Genomic DNA, 18,845 nt, shown 5'->3' with positions numbered 1-18,845 from the left:
GTCGTAACGATCCTTTTACCAGTCGGAAGGTTTTACGGAGTTGCGCGCGATTTTGTGTTGCGCCCCATTCGACTTTTTAGTATCTTTGTCCCTATGAAAAACATCGTTTTTGACCTTGGCGGAGTCCTTTTCGCCCGTGATAAAAGCAAGTGCACCCCCGAACTGCTCGAATTTTTCAGTTTTCTCCGCACCCCGCGCATGCCGCTCTTCTGGGAGGAGTACGACCGCGGCACGTCGACGCTCGAAGAGGTGACCGCCACCATCAGCGGGATGACCGGCCGCCCCGTGGAGACCTGTGCCGCCGTCCTTCGGCTGGCCGTCGACCTGCAGGAACCCGTGAAGCCGACCGAACGGCTCGTCGGCGACCTGAAAGCGGCGGGCTATCGGCTCTACGTGCTTTCGAACATGTCGCGCGAGTTCATCGACTTCCTGCGCCGCTTCCCCGTCTACGGGCTTTTCGACGGCGAGGTGGTCTCCTGCGAGGAGCACACCGTGAAACCCGAGCCGCGCATCTACGAGATTCTGCTCGAACGCTATGGCCTGACCCCTTCCGAGACGCTTTTCATCGACGACCGGGAGATGAACATCGAGGCGGCCGCCGCTCTGGGCATTCACGGCTTCGTCTTCGATCACCGCGATCCCGACGCGGCGTGCGACGCCCTGCGCCGGCGGTTGTTGCAATCGGACTGCATATAAACAAAAGAAAGAGACCGGCGCAAACCGGTCTCTTCCTTTTTGAGCCTCTTCCGGGAGATCAGTTGAAGGTGTAGCGGATGCTGAACATCGCCGACCAGGTCGAAATCGTGCCGGCGTACTTCGACCATGTGGGTTTGTTGAACGTGTAGGCGCCGTTCTCGTATTTCAGGATGTTGGTCGTGCTGATCCGTTTGACGTTGCCCCAGTCGCGGTTGAGCATGTTGGCGATGTTGTTGACATCGAGTCCCAGCGAAATCGTGTTGCGCCGGCCTTTGACGTTGACGTAGAAGTCCTGCGAGAAGCGGAAGTTCAGCATGTGCTGCCAGGGCATCACGGCGCCGCCGCGCTTCGAGTATTCGCCGGTGTGCTTCGAGAGATAGTCGTCGTTCCGGATGAATTTCCAGTACTCCTCCCTGTTCTCGTCCGACGTGAACGGCATGCCGTCGAGTTCCTCGCGGGTCGGAATGTAGATCAGGTTCACCGCGCCGCGGTCATTCGTCACGGGGTTCTGGTACTTGCCGCTCTGCACGTACATCGTGTAGGAGTAGCGCGAATAGGAGTACGAACCGATATATCCCTGGCGGAACGCCTCGTAGTAAAGCCCGAAGTTCGACGCGCCGCTCTTGTGCGCGAGGCGGTAGCCGACGTTGAGCAGGATGCGGTGGGGCGACACGTAGGATGCGTAACCCAGTTCGGGCACGTTCGAACCGTTCTTGTTGAACGTGTTGGTGCTGAATGCCGAGGTCACCTGATCGCCGATGCCGTCGATCACGTTCTTGGCGCTCGAATAGGTGTAGGCCGCCGTCAGCGAGAGACCGAAGCCCCAGGTTTTCGACACCTGCGCCGAGACCGAAGCGTAGTAGCCGTCCACGTCGTCGGTGTTGTTGATCAGGTAGGGATTGACGGTCTCGCCGTCCTTATTCCTGATATTGCCGCTTTCCCAATAGGTGCGCGCCTCGGGTTCGCCCGGGAGCCGGATGCCGCCCTCTTTCTCGACCATGCCGAGTTTGGTGACGGTCACCGAGTTGAAGTCCTTGTTGTAGATCCCCTCGATATTGAGGTTGACGTCGCCCGGAAGTTTCAGGTCCAGCGCCAGCGAGCTTTTCCACGTCGAAGGCATTTTGAGGTTCTTGTCCAGAATGGTCGGCTGCGTGTTGGCCGCCAGGTCATGTCCCTTGTAGGTTCCCTTGTACACGTCTTCCAGCATGTCTTTGACATTGGTGTGGAATTTGGGCATGTTGTCGCCCTTTTCGTTTCTGTAAAGCGTGAGTCCGTTCTGGATGGTGTTGCTGTTTCCGGCCACCGATACGAGCCATACGAACGGCAGGCGGCCGTTGAACACGCCCGTACCTCCGCGGAGGATATACTTGCGCTCGCCGGTCATGTCCCAGTTGAAGCCCACGCGGGGAGCCACCGACAGACGCGCCTTGGGCATGTCCGAGGTCTTGTAGCCGCCGTGGTCGGCGAAGATCTCCGTAAAGTCCTTATTTTCGTTGCCCGAGATCGACGGATAGACCGGAACCTCGAAACGCACTCCGACCGTCGCCTTGAAACGCTCGCTTACGTTGATCTCGTCCTGCAGGTAGACCGAGTACTGCATGTGGGAGAACTGGGGGAACGCCTGCGAAAGGTCGTCGTTGTTGCCGTGTGCGATGCGGAACGCCAGCGGGGCCTTGTCGTTCTTGAAGTCGTCCCAGCTTTCGTAGACGTAGTATCCCGCGCCGCCCTGCAAGTAGCCGTTCGTGGTCAGGTTGTGCTCGAACTGCAAACCGGCCACCAGCCGGTGCTTGCCCAGCGTGTAGCCGATCTCGTCGGTCAGGATGTGCGTCGACACTTCGCGCAGGTTGCCTTCGGTGAAGGGATCGAGTCCGAACGAGGCGTACAGGGCGCTCGCGCCGTTCTCGGCAGGCTTCAGAATGTCCACCGTCGGGAAGATGCCGCCGTCGTAGCTGCGCGGCTCGTACTGGTGCGAATAGGTGTAGCGCAGCGTGTTCGTCAGGCGGCTGTCCATGAAGCGGGAGTTGAGTTCGGCGGCCACCGACGTGAAGTTCTGCTCCTGATAGTAGCGCGAATTTCCGAAATACATGGCGTAGACCGAGGTGCGGCCGTAAACGTCCTTGTCGTACACTTTGCCGGCGTTGAGCGGCGAAATGGATGACGACGGGGCCGACGAATACTTGTTCTGCGTCCGGCTGAACCGCACGTTCAGCGCGTGGTTGCGGTTGATGTTCCAGTCCACGCGTGCCATGAGCTTGTAGCCGGGCGTCTTCACCGAATAGTTCTGGTAGGCGCCGGGGTTGTAGCCGTAGTTGTCGATCAGGAACTGGCTCATCTCGTCGAGTTTCGCGGTCGTCGGGCGGTTGTATTGCAGGGCTTTGCCGAAATCCTGGCTTTCGCTCGTGCGGGCCAGCCGGGAGTTGCCCGGCGTGGTGTTCCACTCGCGCTCGAAGTTGGCGAACACGAAGAGCTTGTTCCTGACGATCGGGGCGCCGACGCTGAATCCGAGCGTGTTGTTCCGCATCTCGCTCAGCGACAGTTTGCCGCCGTCGTACTTGTCGCCCTGGAGCTGGTCGCTCTTGGAGTAGAGGTAGGCCGAGACCTTCAGGTCGTTGGTTCCCGACTTGGTGACGGCGTTGATCGCTCCGCCCGTGAATCCGCTCTGGCGCACGTCGAAGGGGGTTATCGACACCGACACCTGCTCCAGCGCGTCGAGCGAAATGGGCGAACCGCCTGCGGGCAGGTTGCCGCCGATGCCGAACATGTTGTTGAACGCCGCGCCGTCGACCGTCACGTACGACTGGCGGTAGTTGCCGCCGCCGATGGCCAGTCCCGAGGTGGTCGACGAGGCCTGCGGCGTGAGGCGCATGATGTCGTTCATGCTGCGGTTGACCGTAGGCATCAGTTCGATCTGCTCGTTGGAGATGCTGGTGACCGCCCCTGCGCGGTTGACGTTCATCGAACTGTTCTTGCCGTCGGCCGTGATGACCACGGCTTCGAGCTGCTGGCTGTCCTTGAGGAAAGCGTCGCGCTTGAGGGTCTGGCCCAGCGACAGCATCAGTCCCGGGAATTCGACGCTCTGGCAGCCCACGAACGAGAAGGTCACCGTGTAGGGACCTCCCGTGCGCAGTCCTTGCAGGTTGTAGCCGCCGTTCTTGTCGCTCACGGCGCCGTACTGCGTGCCTGAAGGGGTGTGCACGGCGATGACCGTGGCGCCGGCGAGCGGCTGTCCGTCGGCGTCGGTCACCGTGCCGTTCATTCCCGAAGTCGTCACCTGCGCATCGGCTGCGCAAAATGCGAAGACCGAGAGCATGAGAAGGAAAAATTTCTTCATAAACGTTGGTTTTTGTGAATAAGGGATTTTTTTGGGTTTCGTTGTAGATGGATCGTTTGTTTTCTTTTTCGCGGCGTTTCGGTTTCCGGATTCGGCCGTTTTGAGAAAACGGCGAGAGACATTCCTGTTGCAGGAACATCCCTCGTCAGTCGTATGTGTGTCCTGAAAGAGCTTTTCGCCAATCGTGGGAACTCATTTCCGGGGTGTCTGTGCAGACGATTTCGGCCATTCTTTCCATGACGCAAATATATATCAAATATTTGTGAGCCGCAATAGAATAGCGCAAATTTTCAGTCGACGATATTTCAACATTCCGGCCTCCCGGTCCGGAAGCCTGCGGCACGTTCCTTGCGCGGGGCCGGGGTATGCTTTCGGTGCGTGAAAAATACTGGCGTTATTCGCTTTTCGTGCTTATCGCGGGGCTGGGCCTTACGATCTTCGTCGAGCTGACGCCGTTTCTGGGCGGTTTGCTGGGGGCCGTGACGATCTACGTGCTGCTGCGGCGTCAGATGTGGTTCTTGAGCGAACGGCGGCGGTGGCGGCGGAGCCTTGCGGCGTCGCTGCTGCTCGGCGAGGCGATCTTCTTCTTCCTCGTTCCGATCAGCCTGATCGTCTGGATGGTCGTCGACAAAATCCAGGGCGTGGCCCTTGATCCGCAGTCGGTCATCACGCCCGTCCGGCACGTCGCCGGACTCATCCAGCAGAAAACCGGCTACGACCTCTGGTCCGAGAGCAACCTGCAATCGGTGCTGGGCTACCTTCCCAGGGCGGGGCAGTGGCTCGTGGGCGGCATCGTGAATTTCGCCGTCAACCTCGTCGTGCTGCTCTTCGTGCTCTATTTCATGCTGATCGGGGGCCTGCGCATGGAGACCTACTGCCGCGAAATCCTGCCGTTCGACCGCCGCGCGGCGCGCAGCGTGATGCGCGAAATCCACATGATCGTGCGCTCGAACGCCATCGTCATTCCGCTGCTGGCCGTCTCGCAGGGCGTGGTGGCCTATGTCGGTTACCTGGCCTTCGGCGTTCCCGAGCCGCTTTTCTGGGGCGTGCTGACCTGCTTCGCCACGATTCTGCCCATCGTCGGCACGGCCCTCGTGTGGCTGCCGCTGGCGGCCTACATGAGCCTCGACGGCAACTGGGGGCAGGGCGTCGGGCTGGTGATGTACGGCACGCTGGTCGTCACGCAGGTGGACAACCTCGTGCGGATGGTCATGCAGAAGAAGATGGCCGACGTACACCCGCTCATCACCATTTTCGGGGTCTTCATCGGTCTGTCGCTCTTCGGCTTTATGGGCGTCATCTTCGGGCCGCTGATGCTGGCGATGTTTGTCTTCTGCGTCAATGTCTTCAAACGCAGATACCTCGACGGGCTTCCCGACCGGGAACTGTTCCAGCCCGGCGGCAGATCGGGCGGATGATCGTTCTGTTTCCCGTCTTTTTTACGGAAAGAAAGCGGCCGGGGCGTTTTTCCTGAAAATTCCCCGGAAAAAAGTTGCATATTCGTGAGGGTTTATTACCTTTGTTATTCGAATAACAATGGATTCGTGCCAAAGAACCCTTAAATGATATTATAAAATGGCGAGAAATCTCAAAATCAGAGACCTTACGTTGCGTGACGGCCAGCAGTCGTCCTTCGCGACGCGTATGAACCAGGAGCAGATCGACCGCTGCCTGCCGTTCTACAAAGATGCCAATTTCTATGCGATGGAGGTGTGGGGCGGCGCCGTCCCCGACTCGGTGATGCGTTATCTCAACGAGAATCCGTGGACGCGCCTCGAAACCATCCACAAGGCAGTGGGCGATGTCTCGAAACTCACGGCCCTTTCGCGCGGCCGCAACCTGTTCGGCTACTCGCCCTATACGGACGAAATCATCGACGGCTTCTGCCGCAACTCGATCCGGAGCGGTTTGGGCATCATGCGGATCTTCGACGCCCTGAACGACGTCGACAACGTAAAATCGACCGTCAAATACGTCAAGCAGTACGGCGGCATCGCCGACTGTGCGGTTTGCTACACCGTGGACCCGAAATACCCCGAACCGGGTTTCTGGGCCAGGCTGACGGGCAAATCGGCCCCCAAACCGGTCTTCACCGACGCCTATTTCCTCGACAAGGCCCGCCAGATGGCCGCACTGGGCGCCGACATGATCACCATCAAGGACATGTCGGGGCTGATTCCGCCGCGCCGCGTCGCCACGCTGGTGCGCCTGCTGAAGAAGAACCTTTCGGTTCCCGTCGATTTCCATACCCACTGCACGCCGGGCTACGGACTGGCTTCGGTGCTTTCGGCCATCATCGCCGGGGTCGACGTCGTGGACACCAACTGCTGGTACTTCGCCGAAGGCACGGGCGCCCCGGCCATCGAGCTGATCCATGTTTTCTGCAAGAAGCTGGGCATCGAAACGGGCGTGAACATGGAGGCCGTGGCCAAGATCAACACCCAGCTGCGGGACATCCGCAAGGAGCTGAACCAGTCGGTCTTCGGCGTCGAGAAACCCGAGCCGAAGGCGTTCAACCCGGTGACCGACACGCTTCCCGCCGAGATCGACGCCCTGTTCGACCGGGCGATCGCCGCGGCGCAGCACGACGACGAGAACGCCACGATCGACGCCTGCCGCAAGATCGAGGCCTATTTCGGCTTCCCGGCTCCGAACGAACTGGTGCAGAAGGCCGAGATTCCCGGCGGCATGTATTCGAACATGGTGGCCCAGCTCAAGCAGCTCAAGGCCGAGGAGATCCTGCCCCGCGCCATGGAGCTGATCCCTTCGGTGCGCCTGGCCGCGGGTCTGCCGCCGCTGGTGACCCCCACCTCGCAGATCGTGGGTGCGCAGGCCGTCAACTGCGCCCTCGACGAGAAGGCCGGACGTCCGATGTACACCAACAAGTCGTCGCAGTTCGTGGGCCTCGTGAAGGGCGAGTACGGCAAGACGCCGGTGAAGATCGACCCCGAGTTCCGGTTCAAGATCTGCGGCGTGCGCGAGGAGACTCCCTACGACACCTCGAAATACCAGATGCAGCCCAATCCCGAGCTTCCCGAAGCCGGAGGCGTGAAGCTCGCCGCCGATGAAAAGGAGGTGCTGCTGCTGGAGTTGTTCCCGCTGGTCGCCAAGACGTTCCTGACCAATATGAAGGTGAAGGCCTACGAGGCTTCGAAGCCGGCCGAACCTGCCGCCAAGGCCGGGGAGACGCCCGCCGGAGAGACGCAGGCCGTGATCACGGGCAACGTCGTGACGGCTCCGCTGCCGGGCCGCATCATCGAACTCAAAGTGAAGGTCGGCGACGCGGTGAAGGCCGGACAGGAGGTCGCCGTTCTCGAAGCGATGAAGATGGAGAACGCCATCACGAGCGATTTCGCCGGTACGGTCAAGCAGATTCTGGTCCGTCAGGGGCAGACCGTGGCTACCGACGCCGTTCTGATGGAGATCGAATAACACGATCCATTTTTTCCGGACGCCATTCCGTCCGCAGCGCCCGGTGCGTTGCGGGCGGAACTTTTTTTCGGAGGCTTCGGTCGTGATCCCGGAGGCTTCCGCGACGATGCTGCCTGCCGCATTGCAGTACGCTGTCCCGAGCGCATCGGCCGCCGCGCCCGGGGCGGACCGGGGCTTGCCGGGGATGTGGAGGACGCCTTGCGGGCCTTGCTTCCGATGCTGCGCGAACGTTCCGACCGGACGTTCCTCCGACCGCCGGCTGAAAATCTGCGGCGTCTTGTGCGACGACATGACCGTCGCGCCCGTGGCGACGGCCACGAGCAATCTGAAACACCTCCGCGAACTGGTCTGACCGGTGCGGCGAGACTACTCTTCCGGCGTGGGGGCTTCGTCCGTCCGGTCGGTGTAGAGAATTCCGTCGAGATGGTCTGTTTCGTGCTGGAAGATTACGGCCGTGAATCCGTCGATCGTCTCCGTTTTTTCGGCGAACCGCTCGTCGCGGTAGCGCAATACGATCCGTTGCGCCCGCACCACCCTGCCCGCTAATCCCGGAATCGAGAGACATCCTTCCCGTCCCGGGGCGGTTTCGGCCGACGATTCGACGATCTCCGGGTTCAGGTAGAATTCGAACGGCTCTCCGGGCTTGTCGAAACGCTGCACGGCGATCATCCGCCGGAGAATCCCCACCTGCGGGGCGGCGATGCCTACGCCCGTGTTCTGCGGGTCCTGCACCGTCGCGAGCATCCTGCGGCGCAGGACGGCGTAGTCGTCTGTCCGCAGCATCCGCCCGGTCACCGGAGCGGCCTTTTGACGCAGGACGAGCGAGTCGGCCGGGTTTCCGACGGTCAGTATGCGCATGATTTCTCCCTTCCCGGCGTGAATGGTCTCCTCCTCTGCGGCGCTGAACCCTCCGGAGCATCCGGCGAACGCCAGCGTTGCGGCCGCGCAGGCCGCCAGTATCGTTTTCTTTTCCATGATAGCCGCTGTTTCTGTGAATATGCCTTTTCCCGGTAATTCGCCCGGGTTTTTCCGGATAACGAAAAAACGGAGATCGTTTAGACCTCCGTTTCCTTCCGTAGCGGGTCCGAGACTTGAACTCGGGACCTCATGATTATGAATCATGCGCTCTAACCAGCTGAGCTAACCCGCCATTGCTGAAAGCGAGTGCAAAGGTAATAGAAATTTTCAATCGTGCAAAATCTTTCGGCAAAAAAACGCCGTAAAATTTATGATTCCGGGTTGTGGCATTGATTTTGAGCGCACTACGGAAAAACCGCAATCTATGTCTCTTACCCAATCGGCGCGTGCCGGAATCCGTGATGCGCTCGGTGTTGTCAAACTCATCGCCGGACTGGTGCTCCTCGTGGCCCTCTCGTGGGAGATCATTGCCGGCGACCATGTCCACGTGTCCCGCACCTATCTTGCGATCCAGTTCGTCGTCTGCCTCGTTTTCCTGTGCGATTTCTTCGTCCGCTGGGCCGCTGCCGAACGTCCGGGCCGTTTTTTCTGGCGCAACCTGCCGTTCCTGCTGCTTTCCGTACCCTACCTGAACATCCTGGCGTGGAGCGGCGTCGGCATGACCCACGACTGGGGCGTGCTCGTCGGGCTTATCCCGCTGCTCCGGGCCTTCCTGGCCATGGTGATCATCGTGCGGTGGCTGGTCTCCGAAAACAGGATGCGGAGGCTCTTTTTCGCCTATATCTTCACCGTCGTCATCTTTACCTATATCTCCGGGCTGGTGTTCTACGACTACGAGGTGCTCGTCAATCCCAAGCTCCACGGCTTCGGCAATGCGCTCTGGTGGGCGTGGATGAACGTCACGACCGTCGGTGCGGAGATTTTCCCCGTCACGGCCGTCGGCAAGGTCTTCTGCGTGCTGCTTCCGTCGTTGGGCATGATGTTCTTTCCGATCTTCACGACCTATGTCCTGCAGGAGTACACCCATAAGAAGGGGGAGTAGCCTTCTGTAAACCTCCCGGCCGTTGTTACGGCCGGGAGGTTAAAATTGCCGGAACAGCGTTATTTTACGCTTTTCGGCACACGCGGCTCCGTCAGGACCGGGCGGCGATCCCGTTCAACCCGATCAGCTGCACACGCTGTTCCAGGTCGCCGACGTCGGGCCGCGAGTGCCGCTGGGTGAACGAGCGGTAGTTGTAGACGGTGCGGATCGAACAGTGCAGCAGCGCGGCGATGGTCGCCGTGTCGGTGATGCCCAGGCGGATCAGCGCGTAGATGCGCAGCACGGTGGTCAGCTCGCCGTCGTGACGCCCCTCGGTGCGGGCCTCGTCGGCAAGCAGGCCGTTCATCTCGTCGATGAACGAGGGAAAAAGCCCGAGGAAGGTCTTGTCGAAAAGCGCATAGAACTCCTTCAGCTCGTCGTTGCGGATGTTGCTGCGGGCGCATTCGCGGCGAAGTTCGGCGATCCGGTCGTCGCGCAGCATCTTGTTGACATACTGATACGTACCCGAGAGTTTGTTGATATATTCCGAAATCGTCTGGAGAAAGCCCCCGATATAGACCTCCTTGATCCGGTTGGCATCGGCGATCCGGAGGTTCTGCGCGCTCAGGCGGTCGTTCGTCTCGCGCAGGCTCCGGGCCAGACCGTTGAGTTTGTCGTTCGACTCGCGGAGGGTTTGCTGCACGGCGCAGAGCTTCCGGTTGCGGGACAGCACGTAAAGCCCCGCGGCGACGGCCGAGACGAAAAAGAGCAGGATGACGACGATCAGCACGATGTACATCGTGTGCAGGCGGGCGTTGCGCTCGCTGTAAGCCGCCTCGATCTGCGGCAGGATGGCCATGTCGCGCCACGAGCGGCTCGGGGAGTTGAAGAAACGCGTGTCGCGGATCGCCACGCGGATATAATCCATCGCCCGATCGACGTCGCCCCGGTTGAAAAGCTCCTCGGAGACGGTGCACAGCGACCCGTGGTCACGCACGGCGGACTGGATGTCGGCCATGGCCGAACGTATGAACCAGGCGAGTTCCTCGTCGGGACGCCCCGCCTTCCCCTCGAGCTGCGCCTTGTGGTTGGCGGCCTTGGCGTAGGAGTGGGAATCGGAAGGGACCGAGACCAGCAGGCTGTCGCAGAGGGTCGAAGCCTCGGACCAGTCCTTGCGGACGATGGCATCCATATACCCGTAGTACAGGCTCGTGAAGGTGTCCTCGCTGATTTCCGCCGCGCTGACCGCATAATAGTGCTCGCGCCGGCGGAAAAGGTCGCGGCGTTCGCCCGGCTCGGTCAGGGCGTAGAGTTCGCGGTTCATGCGATGCCGGGCGACATAATAGGATTGCAGCGCCCGGCGGCTGACGTGCACCGTGTCGCGGATGCCGCTCAAGATCTCCTCGGCCTCGTAGAAACGTCCGCCCAGGCTGTAACAGAGCGCAATCCCGGAGCGGGCACGCATGATCAGGTCGTTGTCGCCGGTCTCCTCGGCCAGCGCAAGAGTTCGCCGGAGGTAGAGAAGCGCGAAGTCGCTCTGGTAGGAGTTGTAATTTTCGGCGAGCCGCTCGGTCAGGTCGAAACGCTCGCGCAGCGAAAGCCCGTCGCGGGTCAGAGCGCGCTTGAGCGAATCAATGCGGGATTCGCGCCGCGCCGTGTACTCGCCGCTGCGGGCGATCACCCGATCGAGACTGCGGAACAGCTCCTGCAGGTCGGTCTTTTCACCCGGGGAAGCCGGAGCCGCGGACAGCGCGGAGAACAACGCTGCGGCAAGAAGGAGGATTTTCATTTCAGGTTTCGGTTTAATGCAAACATAGCGTTTTAATAACACAAAAGCAAATCAGAAGAAAGGGTCTGCGTATTACAAATGTATTAAAAAGTAAAATATCAAAGTTTCAGCATTTACATAACGCACGGGGGGTGCAAAAATCGAACATGCTGACAATAAACAAGATAAGATTTACATTCATTTACATTTTCGCGCAAGGCCCTTTCCGCATATTTATTAAGGGCTATCTTTGTAATGAAAATATTTTCAATATTCACCCGAAATTTAGCTAAAATTTTCCAAACTTTTTCAGACCAATTAACCTAAATGCTATGAGAACAACTCTATCTCTGAAAATCCCGAAGAGGAGCGTCACCCCGCTGATCGCGGTACTGCTGCTGACCGGCACGGTATCTCTGGGCACAGCCTGCGACGACGACAAGGACTACTCCCGCAGGGAACACATCGAGTGGTCGAACTCGCCCGAGTTCGAAGAAGCGCTGACGGGAACCCTGCACATCCCCGTCAGAGCGTCGAAAGAGCAGGACGCCACTCCGTTCAAAAGGTCCATCTATATCAGAAGCAATGTGGCTTATCAGGTCGGATTCGAAGGCGAAAAGGAAGAGTCCGGAGAACTGCCGGCCGAGGAGTGACTCAACGTCGACGAAATCAAACGCGGCGTCAGGCCCGGAATCGACGAACTGGTCCTGCTGATCACCCCGCACACGGAGTCCTACGTAGAACGGAAAGGGTGCATCTCGCTGCACACCGACGTCGAATTTCTCAATGAATTCATCGCTGTGGTGCAGGGATTCCCGAAATACACCAAAGATTACGAGGGCAACTTCGACCGGCTGAAGTACGGTTCGGCGGAACCTCTGGAGACCCGGGGCGAAACGCCGATCGACAGCTGGACCGCCGACCAGAAGAAAATGGGGCTGGAATCGACGCCCGCACAGGAGGGAGGCACGGCCTACTGCTACGGCAAAAACGGCTACGTCAAGCTCGGCGACGACGCCGGACACGGAGCCAACCTGCTGACCCCGTACGATCCGGGCATCCGGAACGACACGGCCGCCATGGTCCGTTTCAACGCCATCGCCTATGCGGCGGCCGACGGCACGAAAGACAACGACGAACTGACTGTGCGGATCACGGGAGGCGGGCAGTTCGCCGACGGAACCACCGAGAAAACCGTCCGTGTGGGACACCTCGATCCCACGGCTGCGGAGCTTCCGACGGCCATGTGGAAAAACTCCCAGCAGGAGTTCATCATCTTCTCCCACCCCAAAAATCCCTTTACGAGCAACACGCGCATGGAACTGATGGCCGGCAAATACGAGATGGAGAGCGGCAACACACGCATCTTCATCGACAACCTCTACGTGCTGCGCCTGAAATGGTACGATTTCGAAGAGCTGTTCGGCAAACTCCCCTGGGTACAGAATGCCCCGCGACACTAAAAACCCAAACTACGACATACGATGAAAAAATTCTACACCAAGCGCTTCAGCCTGATCTGCGCCTTCGCCGCCTCGGCCCTATTGCTCGGGGGGGGGGTGCAGCGAGGATGAAACGGAGCCGGCTATCGGCTCGAAAGGCGTCAGCAGCGAAGTCTTCGTCTCCAGCGACGCAGGCTCCCGCACCATCAAGGTAGAGACCTCCGGACCGTGGCAGGCGCGGCTCACGCCCGAGACCAGACTCTGGGTCTCGGTCGACGGCGCCGACAGCGGCGAAACGGGCGGCTCGCTCAACCTCAATTACCGGACCAACAACTCGCTTCCCCGCAAGGGAACCATCCTCGTCTCATCGGCCCGCCAGCAGGTCGTCGACACGATTTACCTGATGCAGTACGGCACGACGCCGCTCCTGGAGTTCAAGTACATCGGAAAACAATATTCGTCCGTTAGCACGATCGACTCCGTTGCGATCGACACCAACATTCCGCTGTCCAAAAAAATCTACTGGACGGTCGTTTACGACGAGAATTCCGCTGCCGAACCGTGGGCCGACAGCGTCAGCTACGCCCAGGATTTCAAATATTTCCGGTTCCGGATCGCCGACAACAAGAAATTCGAGCCTCGCACGGCGCGGTTCCGGCTCCGGTTTCAGGACGACTGGGGCGAAGATCACACAACCTATTTCACAGCCTATCAGGGTATCCCGGGCGGTACGGCGGAGACCCGCGAGATGACCTTCGAGGAGCTGCGCGGGCTGATCGCGGAGGCGGAAGGCGAGATCACCCTCGATCAGGACATCGCCGTAAGCGGCACGGTCATCAGCGACTGGGCCTCGCCCAACATGGCCGGAAGCCCCATGCTCAAGGCCGCGGCAAAACCCGATCTGGGCATCAACGACTGCACGGCCTACATGCAGAACGCCGACGCCTCGCTGGGTCTCGCCCTCGTCACGACCGACGCCCAGCAGAACAACCTGCAACGATATGACAAACTCAAACTCTGGTGCAAGGGCCTCACGCTGACCAAACGGAGCAACCCCGAACGCTACACGCTCAGCGGCGTGACGCAGGACCACATCGTCACCAAAGAGGCCGGAACGGCCGAAGAGCTGCCCGCGAAACGACGCTTCATCGACCAGCTGACTGACGCCGACATCTACACCCAGGTGACGCTCAAACGCTGCCAGATGGCCGTGCGCACCGGACGTTTCATCCCCGTGCACATCAACTACACCAACAGTTTCAACAACTACTACCCCGCGGCCGTACTCGACCGTCACGGCGACATGATCTACCTGATGACCAACCACGGCTGCGACTGGCGTTTCAAGGAGATGCCCGACGGCGAGGGAACGATCACCGGCATCATCGTACACGAGCCTTACACCTTCTTCGAGCGGGGCGGCGACATCGGCCGTTACCAGATCCGCAACGTGACGCGCGAGGACATCGCGCTGGACGAGTCGGCCGACAACGTCTTCTCGGCCGTGGCCGTGGAGTGGAGTCCCGACGGCAGCAAGGACCCCCGCGCTTACGCATTCCCGCAGTATCCGCATCCGGCAACCGACAGCGGTCAGGCGCATTGCGTGGCCGCAACGACGGGTTCGGGACTCTCGTTTATGAGCACCTACGCCTGGCTGGCCGTCGGCAGCGCCTACCGGGCCGCCGAAAACGGGCTGACCATCAACAACGCCTCGTGGGGCCACAAACAGCTGTGGGACACGGCGAAGAACACGGGAAACTCCCTGATCTTCGAGTTCTCGACGCAGGGCGTCAGCTCCACGCAATGCTCCTTCGTCTTCACCTGCCGCTACCACTCGGCACAGGGCGGACTGCGCTACTGGACGGCGGAATATTCGCTCGACGGCGACAACTGGAAGAAGCTCACCGATTTCACGGTTCCCGACAACGGCAACTGGGGCAACATGCAGCTCGAGCAGCTTTCGGGCGACAAGAACGTGTGGATGCAGGTTCCCACCGAGATTCTGGGACAGAGCGTGGCATGGATCCGCCTGCGCCCCGTGCAGAACAAGATCGGCACGGCGACGACCTACGACACCGCGACCATCGCATCCAACGGACAGGTAGCCAACGCATTCACCGTCTCCTACGCAGCCCTGCGTTACAACAAATAAACCAGCGAACGACATGAAAACATACGACACGATACAGATGCTGCGCCGGCTGGCTTTCGGGGCGACGCTGCTCACGGCCACGGCCCTGCTGCCCGCCTGCGACGACGATCCCGCCGCACCGGACGAGGAACTGACGACCGATCCGGGAACGAGCGTCCAGCCCGAAACCCTGCGTTTCATCAGTTACAATATTCTCGAGGGCATGAAACTCGACAAAGCCCAGAACTTCGACAACTTCGTCGACTGGGTGAAGGAGAAGGACCCCGACTTCATGGCCCTCTGCGAGTGCAACGCATTCACCGAGGAGTCGCTCACGGCCCTTGCCGGCCGCTACGGGCACCCCTACGCCATACTCTGCAAGGAGAGCGGATTTCCGGTGGGGCTGACGTCGAAATACCCCATCGAACTGCGCAACCGCCTGCTCGAAGACGTTCCCCTCTGGCACGGAGCCATCCACACCCGCATCAAGGACATCAACGTCGTGGTGCTGCACCTCTATCCCTTCGGAACCTATCCCAACGGGCAGGGCGCAGCCGGGACGGGCAACACCTACCGCGACCGGGAGATCAACTGCATCCTCGACAGCACCATCCGCCGCTATCCGGTGGAACCGCTGTGGCTGATGGCGGGCGACTTCAACTCCTATTCGCCCAAGGATGCCGACGCGATGCCCGCGAACACCTATTTCGAGACGCATTCGATCGTACTCAAGAGCGGCTACTGCGACGCCCTGCGCGACCGCCACAGCCAGTTCTTCCACACCGTTCCCACCCCCTACAACGGCGAATCGACGGCGGATCAACGGCGGATCGACTTCATCTACGCCTCGCAGGCCGTGATGCGTGAAATAACCGACTCGCGCATCATCTACGACGAATTTACCGCCACGCATTCGGACCACTACCCGGTGATGATCGAATTCCGCCACTACCCCTCCGGGAAGCAAGCATCAGGAGTTGCACTTAAATAAAAATTCGCATGAAACAATATATCATATTACTGATCCTGCTGGTTTCGGGAGCGCTGACGGCAGCGCCTGCCTTCGCGCAGAAAAGCGGAACCAAACATACCGTAACGGGCAAGGTTACGGACCAGAGCGGCGAGCCGCTGATCGGCGCGACCGTACTGGTGACGGGCACGACGAACGGCGCCAGCACCAACGCCACGGGCGATTATTCGATCCAGGTTCCCGAAGGCGCTTCGCTGACCTTCCAGTACATCGGCTATGAAGCCAAAACCGAAAAGGTCGGCGCGCGCACGAAGGTCGACGTGAAACTCGAACAGAGCAAGCAGACCATCGACGAAGTGGTCGTGATCGGCTACGGCACGGTGAAGAAAACCGACCTGACGGGTTCGGTGGCCAACGTCAAGATGAGCGACATCAAGGACGTGCCGGTGGTTTCGATCGACCAGGCCCTCCAGGGCCGCATCGCCGGCGCCGACATCATGGCCACGACCGGAGAGCCGGGCGCCACGACCTCGATCCGTATCCGCGGCACGCGCTCGATCTCGGCATCGAACGAACCGCTGATCATCGTCGACGGCGTCATCGACGGCATTCACGACCTGAACGACATCAACTCCGCGGACATCGAGTCGATCTCGGTGCTGAAGGACGCCTCGTCGACGGCCATCTACGGCGCGCGCGGCTCGAACGGCGTGATCGTGATCACGACCAAGAAGGGCCGCGGCATGGACGGACGACCCAACATCTCCTTCAAGACCGACCTGGGATTTTCGCAGCTCCCGCGTCAGCTCGACATCATGGACGCCACGGAGTTCGCCCGCTACCGCAACGACTACGCCTATTTCTTCTCAAGCGCCGACGGCAACGATAAAATCGAACCCGACTCGCCGATGTCGAAATACCCCTTCCCCAACCCCGAGGCCAAAGGCGTCGGCACGAACTGGATCGACACCATCACGCGCACGGCGCTCTATCAGAATTACGACCTTTCGATTTCGGGAGCCTCCGCGAAAAGCTCCTACTACGCCTCGGCCGGATTCAACGAAACGCAGGGAATCATCGACAACAGCGGGCTGAAACGTTACTCGGCGCGCCTGAAGGTCGACCACGAGTTCGCCAAATGGCTCAAGGCCGGACTGAACCTGAGCTACACCTACCGCGATCAGGACGAAAACCTGGCCACCATCGGCGGAACCAACTGGTGGAACGCCGCCGTGTTCCTCAGCCCGTTCCTCTCCCCCACATCCGACATGAACGACCTGTGGTACTCGGGACAGAAATTCAACAACCCGCGCATCATGCTCGACCACTGCCTCAAGAACGCCCGGCGCATTTCGCTCAACAACAGCGCATTCGTCGAAGTGACCCCCGTCAAGGGGCTGAAGCTGCGCAGCCAGTTCACCTACTACTCCTACCAGCGCCACGGACGCTACTACGAGCCGGGATACCTGCCGGCCAAGAAGGAGAACGAAGGCGGTTACGCCAGCCGCGACGAGTACGACGACACGAGTTTCTCAAGCGAAAATACGGTCTACTACGAATTGCGCCCCAAGAGCGGCCACAATTTCGACGTGCTGGGCGGATACACCGCGCAGATCAAGTACGACAACAACCTGAGCATCACCGGGCGCGGCTACACGCTCGACGAACTCACCTGGAACAACATGGCCGCGGTTCCCGACAAGCAGAACACCTCGATCAGCACCAACCACACGGACTGGACCAAGATGTCGGTGTTCGGACGTCTGAACTACAACTACAAGGAGCGTTACTACGTTACGTTCACGGCCCGTTACGACGGCGCCTCGAACTTCGCCGCCAACAAGAAATGGGGATTCTTCCCCTCGGCGGCCCTCCGCTGGAACATCGCCAACGAGAAGTTCCTGCAAAAAGCCAAGTGGATCGACGAACTGGCCCTGCGCGCCAGCCTCGGACGCACCGGTAACGACGCCATCTCGGCCTACCGTTCGCTGGCAGCCGTCGGCAACTCGACGAGCGGCTACCTGATGGGAGGCACGCAGCAACTGGCGGTCTACCCGTCGCGTCTGGCATCACCCGACCTGACGTGGGAAACCTCCGACCAGTATACTCTCGGAGCCGACATCTCGCTGTTCGACGGACGGCTCAACGTCACGGCCGACGCCTATCTGATCAAGACCCGCGACCTGCTGCTGACCGTACAGGTAGCCTCGCAGACGGGTTACACCAACTACTTCGCCAACGCCGGACGCACCACCAACAAGGGGTGGGAACTCACCGTCGAAAGCCGCAACATCGTCCGTCCGAAATTCCAGTGGTCGACGACCCTCACCCTGTCGCGCAACAGGCAGATGGTGGACGACATCGCCTCGGAAGACTTCGTGACAGCCTACTCGTCGCCGTCGTCGTCGGGAACCACCTACATGATGTACGGCTACAAGAAGGGCTACACGCTCAACGCCCTCTGGGGATTCCGCTACGGCGGCGTATGGCACAACCAGGAAGAGGTCGAGCGCAACAAGATCACCAAGGCCTACGCCTCGGCCAGCGGCAACACCTTCAAGCCCGGATACGCCCGCTATCAGGACATCAACCACGACGGAGCGCTGAACAGCGACGACCTGGTCTACCTCGGATCGGCCGACCCGGACCTCTACGGCGGTATCCAGAACACGTTCAACATCCATAACTTCACATTCAGCTTCTTCTTCAACTACTCGATCGGCGGCAAGATCTACAACGTCGCCGAACTCTGGATGGGCAACGGTTCGCCCTATACCAACCAATACAAGTACATGCAGAACTCCTGGCATCCGGTCCGCAACCCGAATTCGAACCTGCCGATGGCCGGCAGCTACGACGCCCTGCCCAGCGACCGGCTGGTGCACGACGCAAGCTACCTGCGGCTGAAGAACATCTCCGCGAGCTACACGTTCGACATGCGCAAGGTCACCAAAAACCGCCTGCGCGACATCCGCGTAAGCGTCAGCGGCGAGAACCTCTACCTGTGGAAGAAATACAACGGATTCGACCCGGACGTTTCGACATCGAGTTCCAACTCGGCCCTGCGGCGCGTCGACATCGGCGCTTACCCCAAGCCCCGGACCATTATTTTCAGCCTCCAGATCAGATACTAACA

At 60.1% G+C, this 18,845-nt stretch carries 13 protein-coding genes and 1 tRNA gene; 10 read left to right on the top strand and 4 right to left on the bottom strand.

Annotation, left to right across the window (positions count from 1 at the left end; genetic code table 11):
- Positions 1 to 93 precede the first annotated feature (93 nt).
- Positions 94 to 696: an HAD family hydrolase gene (locus tag BHV64_RS11400; protein WP_217727005.1), complete on the top strand. Its 603-nt coding sequence runs from the start codon at positions 94 to 96 to the stop codon at positions 694 to 696.
- A gap of 58 nt (positions 697 to 754) precedes the next feature.
- Here BHV64_RS11400 and BHV64_RS11395 read toward each other — a convergent pair whose 3' ends face one another.
- On the bottom strand, positions 755 to 4,027 hold the full coding sequence (locus BHV64_RS11395) for a TonB-dependent receptor (protein ID WP_217727007.1): 3,273 nt from the start codon (positions 4,025 to 4,027) through the stop codon (positions 755 to 757).
- Between the two features lie 365 nt (positions 4,028 to 4,392).
- Between BHV64_RS11395 and BHV64_RS11390 the strand changes: the two genes are divergently transcribed.
- The 3 genes from BHV64_RS11390 to BHV64_RS11380 all read left to right on the top strand — a co-directional run bounded on the left by BHV64_RS11390 (position 4,393) and on the right by BHV64_RS11380 (position 7,811).
- Positions 4,393 to 5,445, top strand: a complete 1,053-nt coding sequence (locus tag BHV64_RS11390) for an AI-2E family transporter (RefSeq protein ID WP_217727009.1) — start codon at positions 4,393 to 4,395, stop codon at positions 5,443 to 5,445.
- A 157-nt stretch (positions 5,446 to 5,602) separates the two neighbouring features.
- The gene (locus tag BHV64_RS11385; protein ID WP_138265510.1) at positions 5,603 to 7,459 is read left to right on the top strand and encodes a biotin/lipoyl-containing protein; all 1,857 of its coding nucleotides are present in this window, start codon (positions 5,603 to 5,605) and stop codon (positions 7,457 to 7,459) included.
- A gap of 184 nt (positions 7,460 to 7,643) precedes the next feature.
- Positions 7,644 to 7,811, top strand: coding sequence for a hypothetical protein (locus BHV64_RS11380; protein ID WP_288115995.1), 168 nt, complete (start codon positions 7,644 to 7,646; stop codon positions 7,809 to 7,811).
- Positions 7,812 to 7,825: 14 nt separating this feature from the next.
- On the opposite strand, the gene def is transcribed toward BHV64_RS11380, so the two are convergent.
- The gene (gene def / locus BHV64_RS11375; RefSeq protein ID WP_149887958.1) at positions 7,826 to 8,434 is read right to left on the bottom strand and encodes a peptide deformylase; all 609 of its coding nucleotides are present in this window, start codon (positions 8,432 to 8,434) and stop codon (positions 7,826 to 7,828) included.
- A 101-nt stretch (positions 8,435 to 8,535) separates the two neighbouring features.
- Positions 8,536 to 8,609, bottom strand: a tRNA-Met gene (locus BHV64_RS11370).
- Between the two features lie 132 nt (positions 8,610 to 8,741).
- On the opposite strand from BHV64_RS11370, the gene BHV64_RS11365 reads away from it, so the two are divergent.
- Positions 8,742 to 9,419, top strand: a complete 678-nt coding sequence (locus BHV64_RS11365) for a potassium channel family protein (RefSeq protein WP_195635883.1) — start codon at positions 8,742 to 8,744, stop codon at positions 9,417 to 9,419.
- Positions 9,420 to 9,510: 91 nt separating this feature from the next.
- Here BHV64_RS11365 and BHV64_RS11360 read toward each other — a convergent pair whose 3' ends face one another.
- Entirely contained in the window at positions 9,511 to 11,187 is a 1,677-nt protein-coding gene (locus BHV64_RS11360; protein WP_288115992.1) for a DUF6377 domain-containing protein, read from the bottom strand.
- 311 nt (positions 11,188 to 11,498) lie between these two features.
- Here BHV64_RS11360 and BHV64_RS11355 point away from each other — a divergent pair, with 311 nt between their 5' ends.
- From BHV64_RS11355 to BHV64_RS11335, 5 genes are all read left to right on the top strand, one after another.
- On the top strand, positions 11,499 to 11,819 hold the full coding sequence (locus tag BHV64_RS11355; RefSeq protein WP_288115990.1) for a hypothetical protein: 321 nt from the start codon (positions 11,499 to 11,501) through the stop codon (positions 11,817 to 11,819).
- Positions 11,820 to 11,966: 147 nt separating this feature from the next.
- A complete protein-coding gene (locus tag BHV64_RS11350; protein ID WP_288115988.1) occupies positions 11,967 to 12,629 on the top strand; it encodes a hypothetical protein in 663 nt (220 codons plus the stop codon).
- Positions 12,630 to 13,011: 382 nt separating this feature from the next.
- A complete protein-coding gene (locus tag BHV64_RS11345; RefSeq protein ID WP_288115987.1) occupies positions 13,012 to 14,760 on the top strand; it encodes a DUF5689 domain-containing protein in 1,749 nt (582 codons plus the stop codon).
- Positions 14,761 to 14,773: 13 nt separating this feature from the next.
- Positions 14,774 to 15,730 (top strand): endonuclease/exonuclease/phosphatase family protein, encoded by a 957-nt coding sequence (locus BHV64_RS11340; RefSeq protein ID WP_015546008.1) that lies wholly within the window; start codon positions 14,774 to 14,776, stop codon positions 15,728 to 15,730.
- An 8-nt stretch (positions 15,731 to 15,738) separates the two neighbouring features.
- A complete protein-coding gene (locus BHV64_RS11335; RefSeq protein ID WP_288115983.1) occupies positions 15,739 to 18,843 on the top strand; it encodes a SusC/RagA family TonB-linked outer membrane protein in 3,105 nt (1,034 codons plus the stop codon).
- Positions 18,844 to 18,845: the final 2 nt, after the last annotated feature.

Source organism: Alistipes sp. 56_sp_Nov_56_25 (genome assembly GCF_001915285.1).
Taxonomy (GTDB): domain Bacteria; phylum Bacteroidota; class Bacteroidia; order Bacteroidales; family Rikenellaceae; genus Alistipes; species Alistipes shahii.
This window is presented reverse-complemented; position numbering and strand designations above follow the sequence as displayed.

What these genes read in the sequence shown, in the direction of transcription:
- BHV64_RS11400 (WP_217727005.1), top strand. Translation starts at nt 94, where the DNA reads ATGAAAAACATCGTTTTTGACCTTGGCGGAGTCCTTTTCGCCCGTGAT.
- def (WP_149887958.1), bottom strand. Translation starts at nt 8,434, where the DNA reads ATGGAAAAGAAAACGATACTGGCGGCCTGCGCGGCCGCAACGCTGGCG.
- BHV64_RS11395 (WP_217727007.1), bottom strand. Translation starts at nt 4,027, where the DNA reads ATGAAGAAATTTTTCCTTCTCATGCTCTCGGTCTTCGCATTTTGCGCA.
- BHV64_RS11340 (WP_015546008.1), top strand. Translation starts at nt 14,774, where the DNA reads ATGAAAACATACGACACGATACAGATGCTGCGCCGGCTGGCTTTCGGG.
- BHV64_RS11345 (WP_288115987.1), top strand. Translation starts at nt 13,012, where the DNA reads ATGCAGTACGGCACGACGCCGCTCCTGGAGTTCAAGTACATCGGAAAA.
- BHV64_RS11355 (WP_288115990.1), top strand. Translation starts at nt 11,499, where the DNA reads ATGAGAACAACTCTATCTCTGAAAATCCCGAAGAGGAGCGTCACCCCG.
- BHV64_RS11380 (WP_288115995.1), top strand. Translation starts at nt 7,644, where the DNA reads ATGTGGAGGACGCCTTGCGGGCCTTGCTTCCGATGCTGCGCGAACGTT.
- BHV64_RS11385 (WP_138265510.1), top strand. Translation starts at nt 5,603, where the DNA reads ATGGCGAGAAATCTCAAAATCAGAGACCTTACGTTGCGTGACGGCCAG.
- BHV64_RS11360 (WP_288115992.1), bottom strand. Translation starts at nt 11,187, where the DNA reads ATGAAAATCCTCCTTCTTGCCGCAGCGTTGTTCTCCGCGCTGTCCGCG.
- BHV64_RS11365 (WP_195635883.1), top strand. Translation starts at nt 8,742, where the DNA reads ATGTCTCTTACCCAATCGGCGCGTGCCGGAATCCGTGATGCGCTCGGT.
- BHV64_RS11335 (WP_288115983.1), top strand. Translation starts at nt 15,739, where the DNA reads ATGAAACAATATATCATATTACTGATCCTGCTGGTTTCGGGAGCGCTG.
- BHV64_RS11390 (WP_217727009.1), top strand. Translation starts at nt 4,393, where the DNA reads ATGCTTTCGGTGCGTGAAAAATACTGGCGTTATTCGCTTTTCGTGCTT.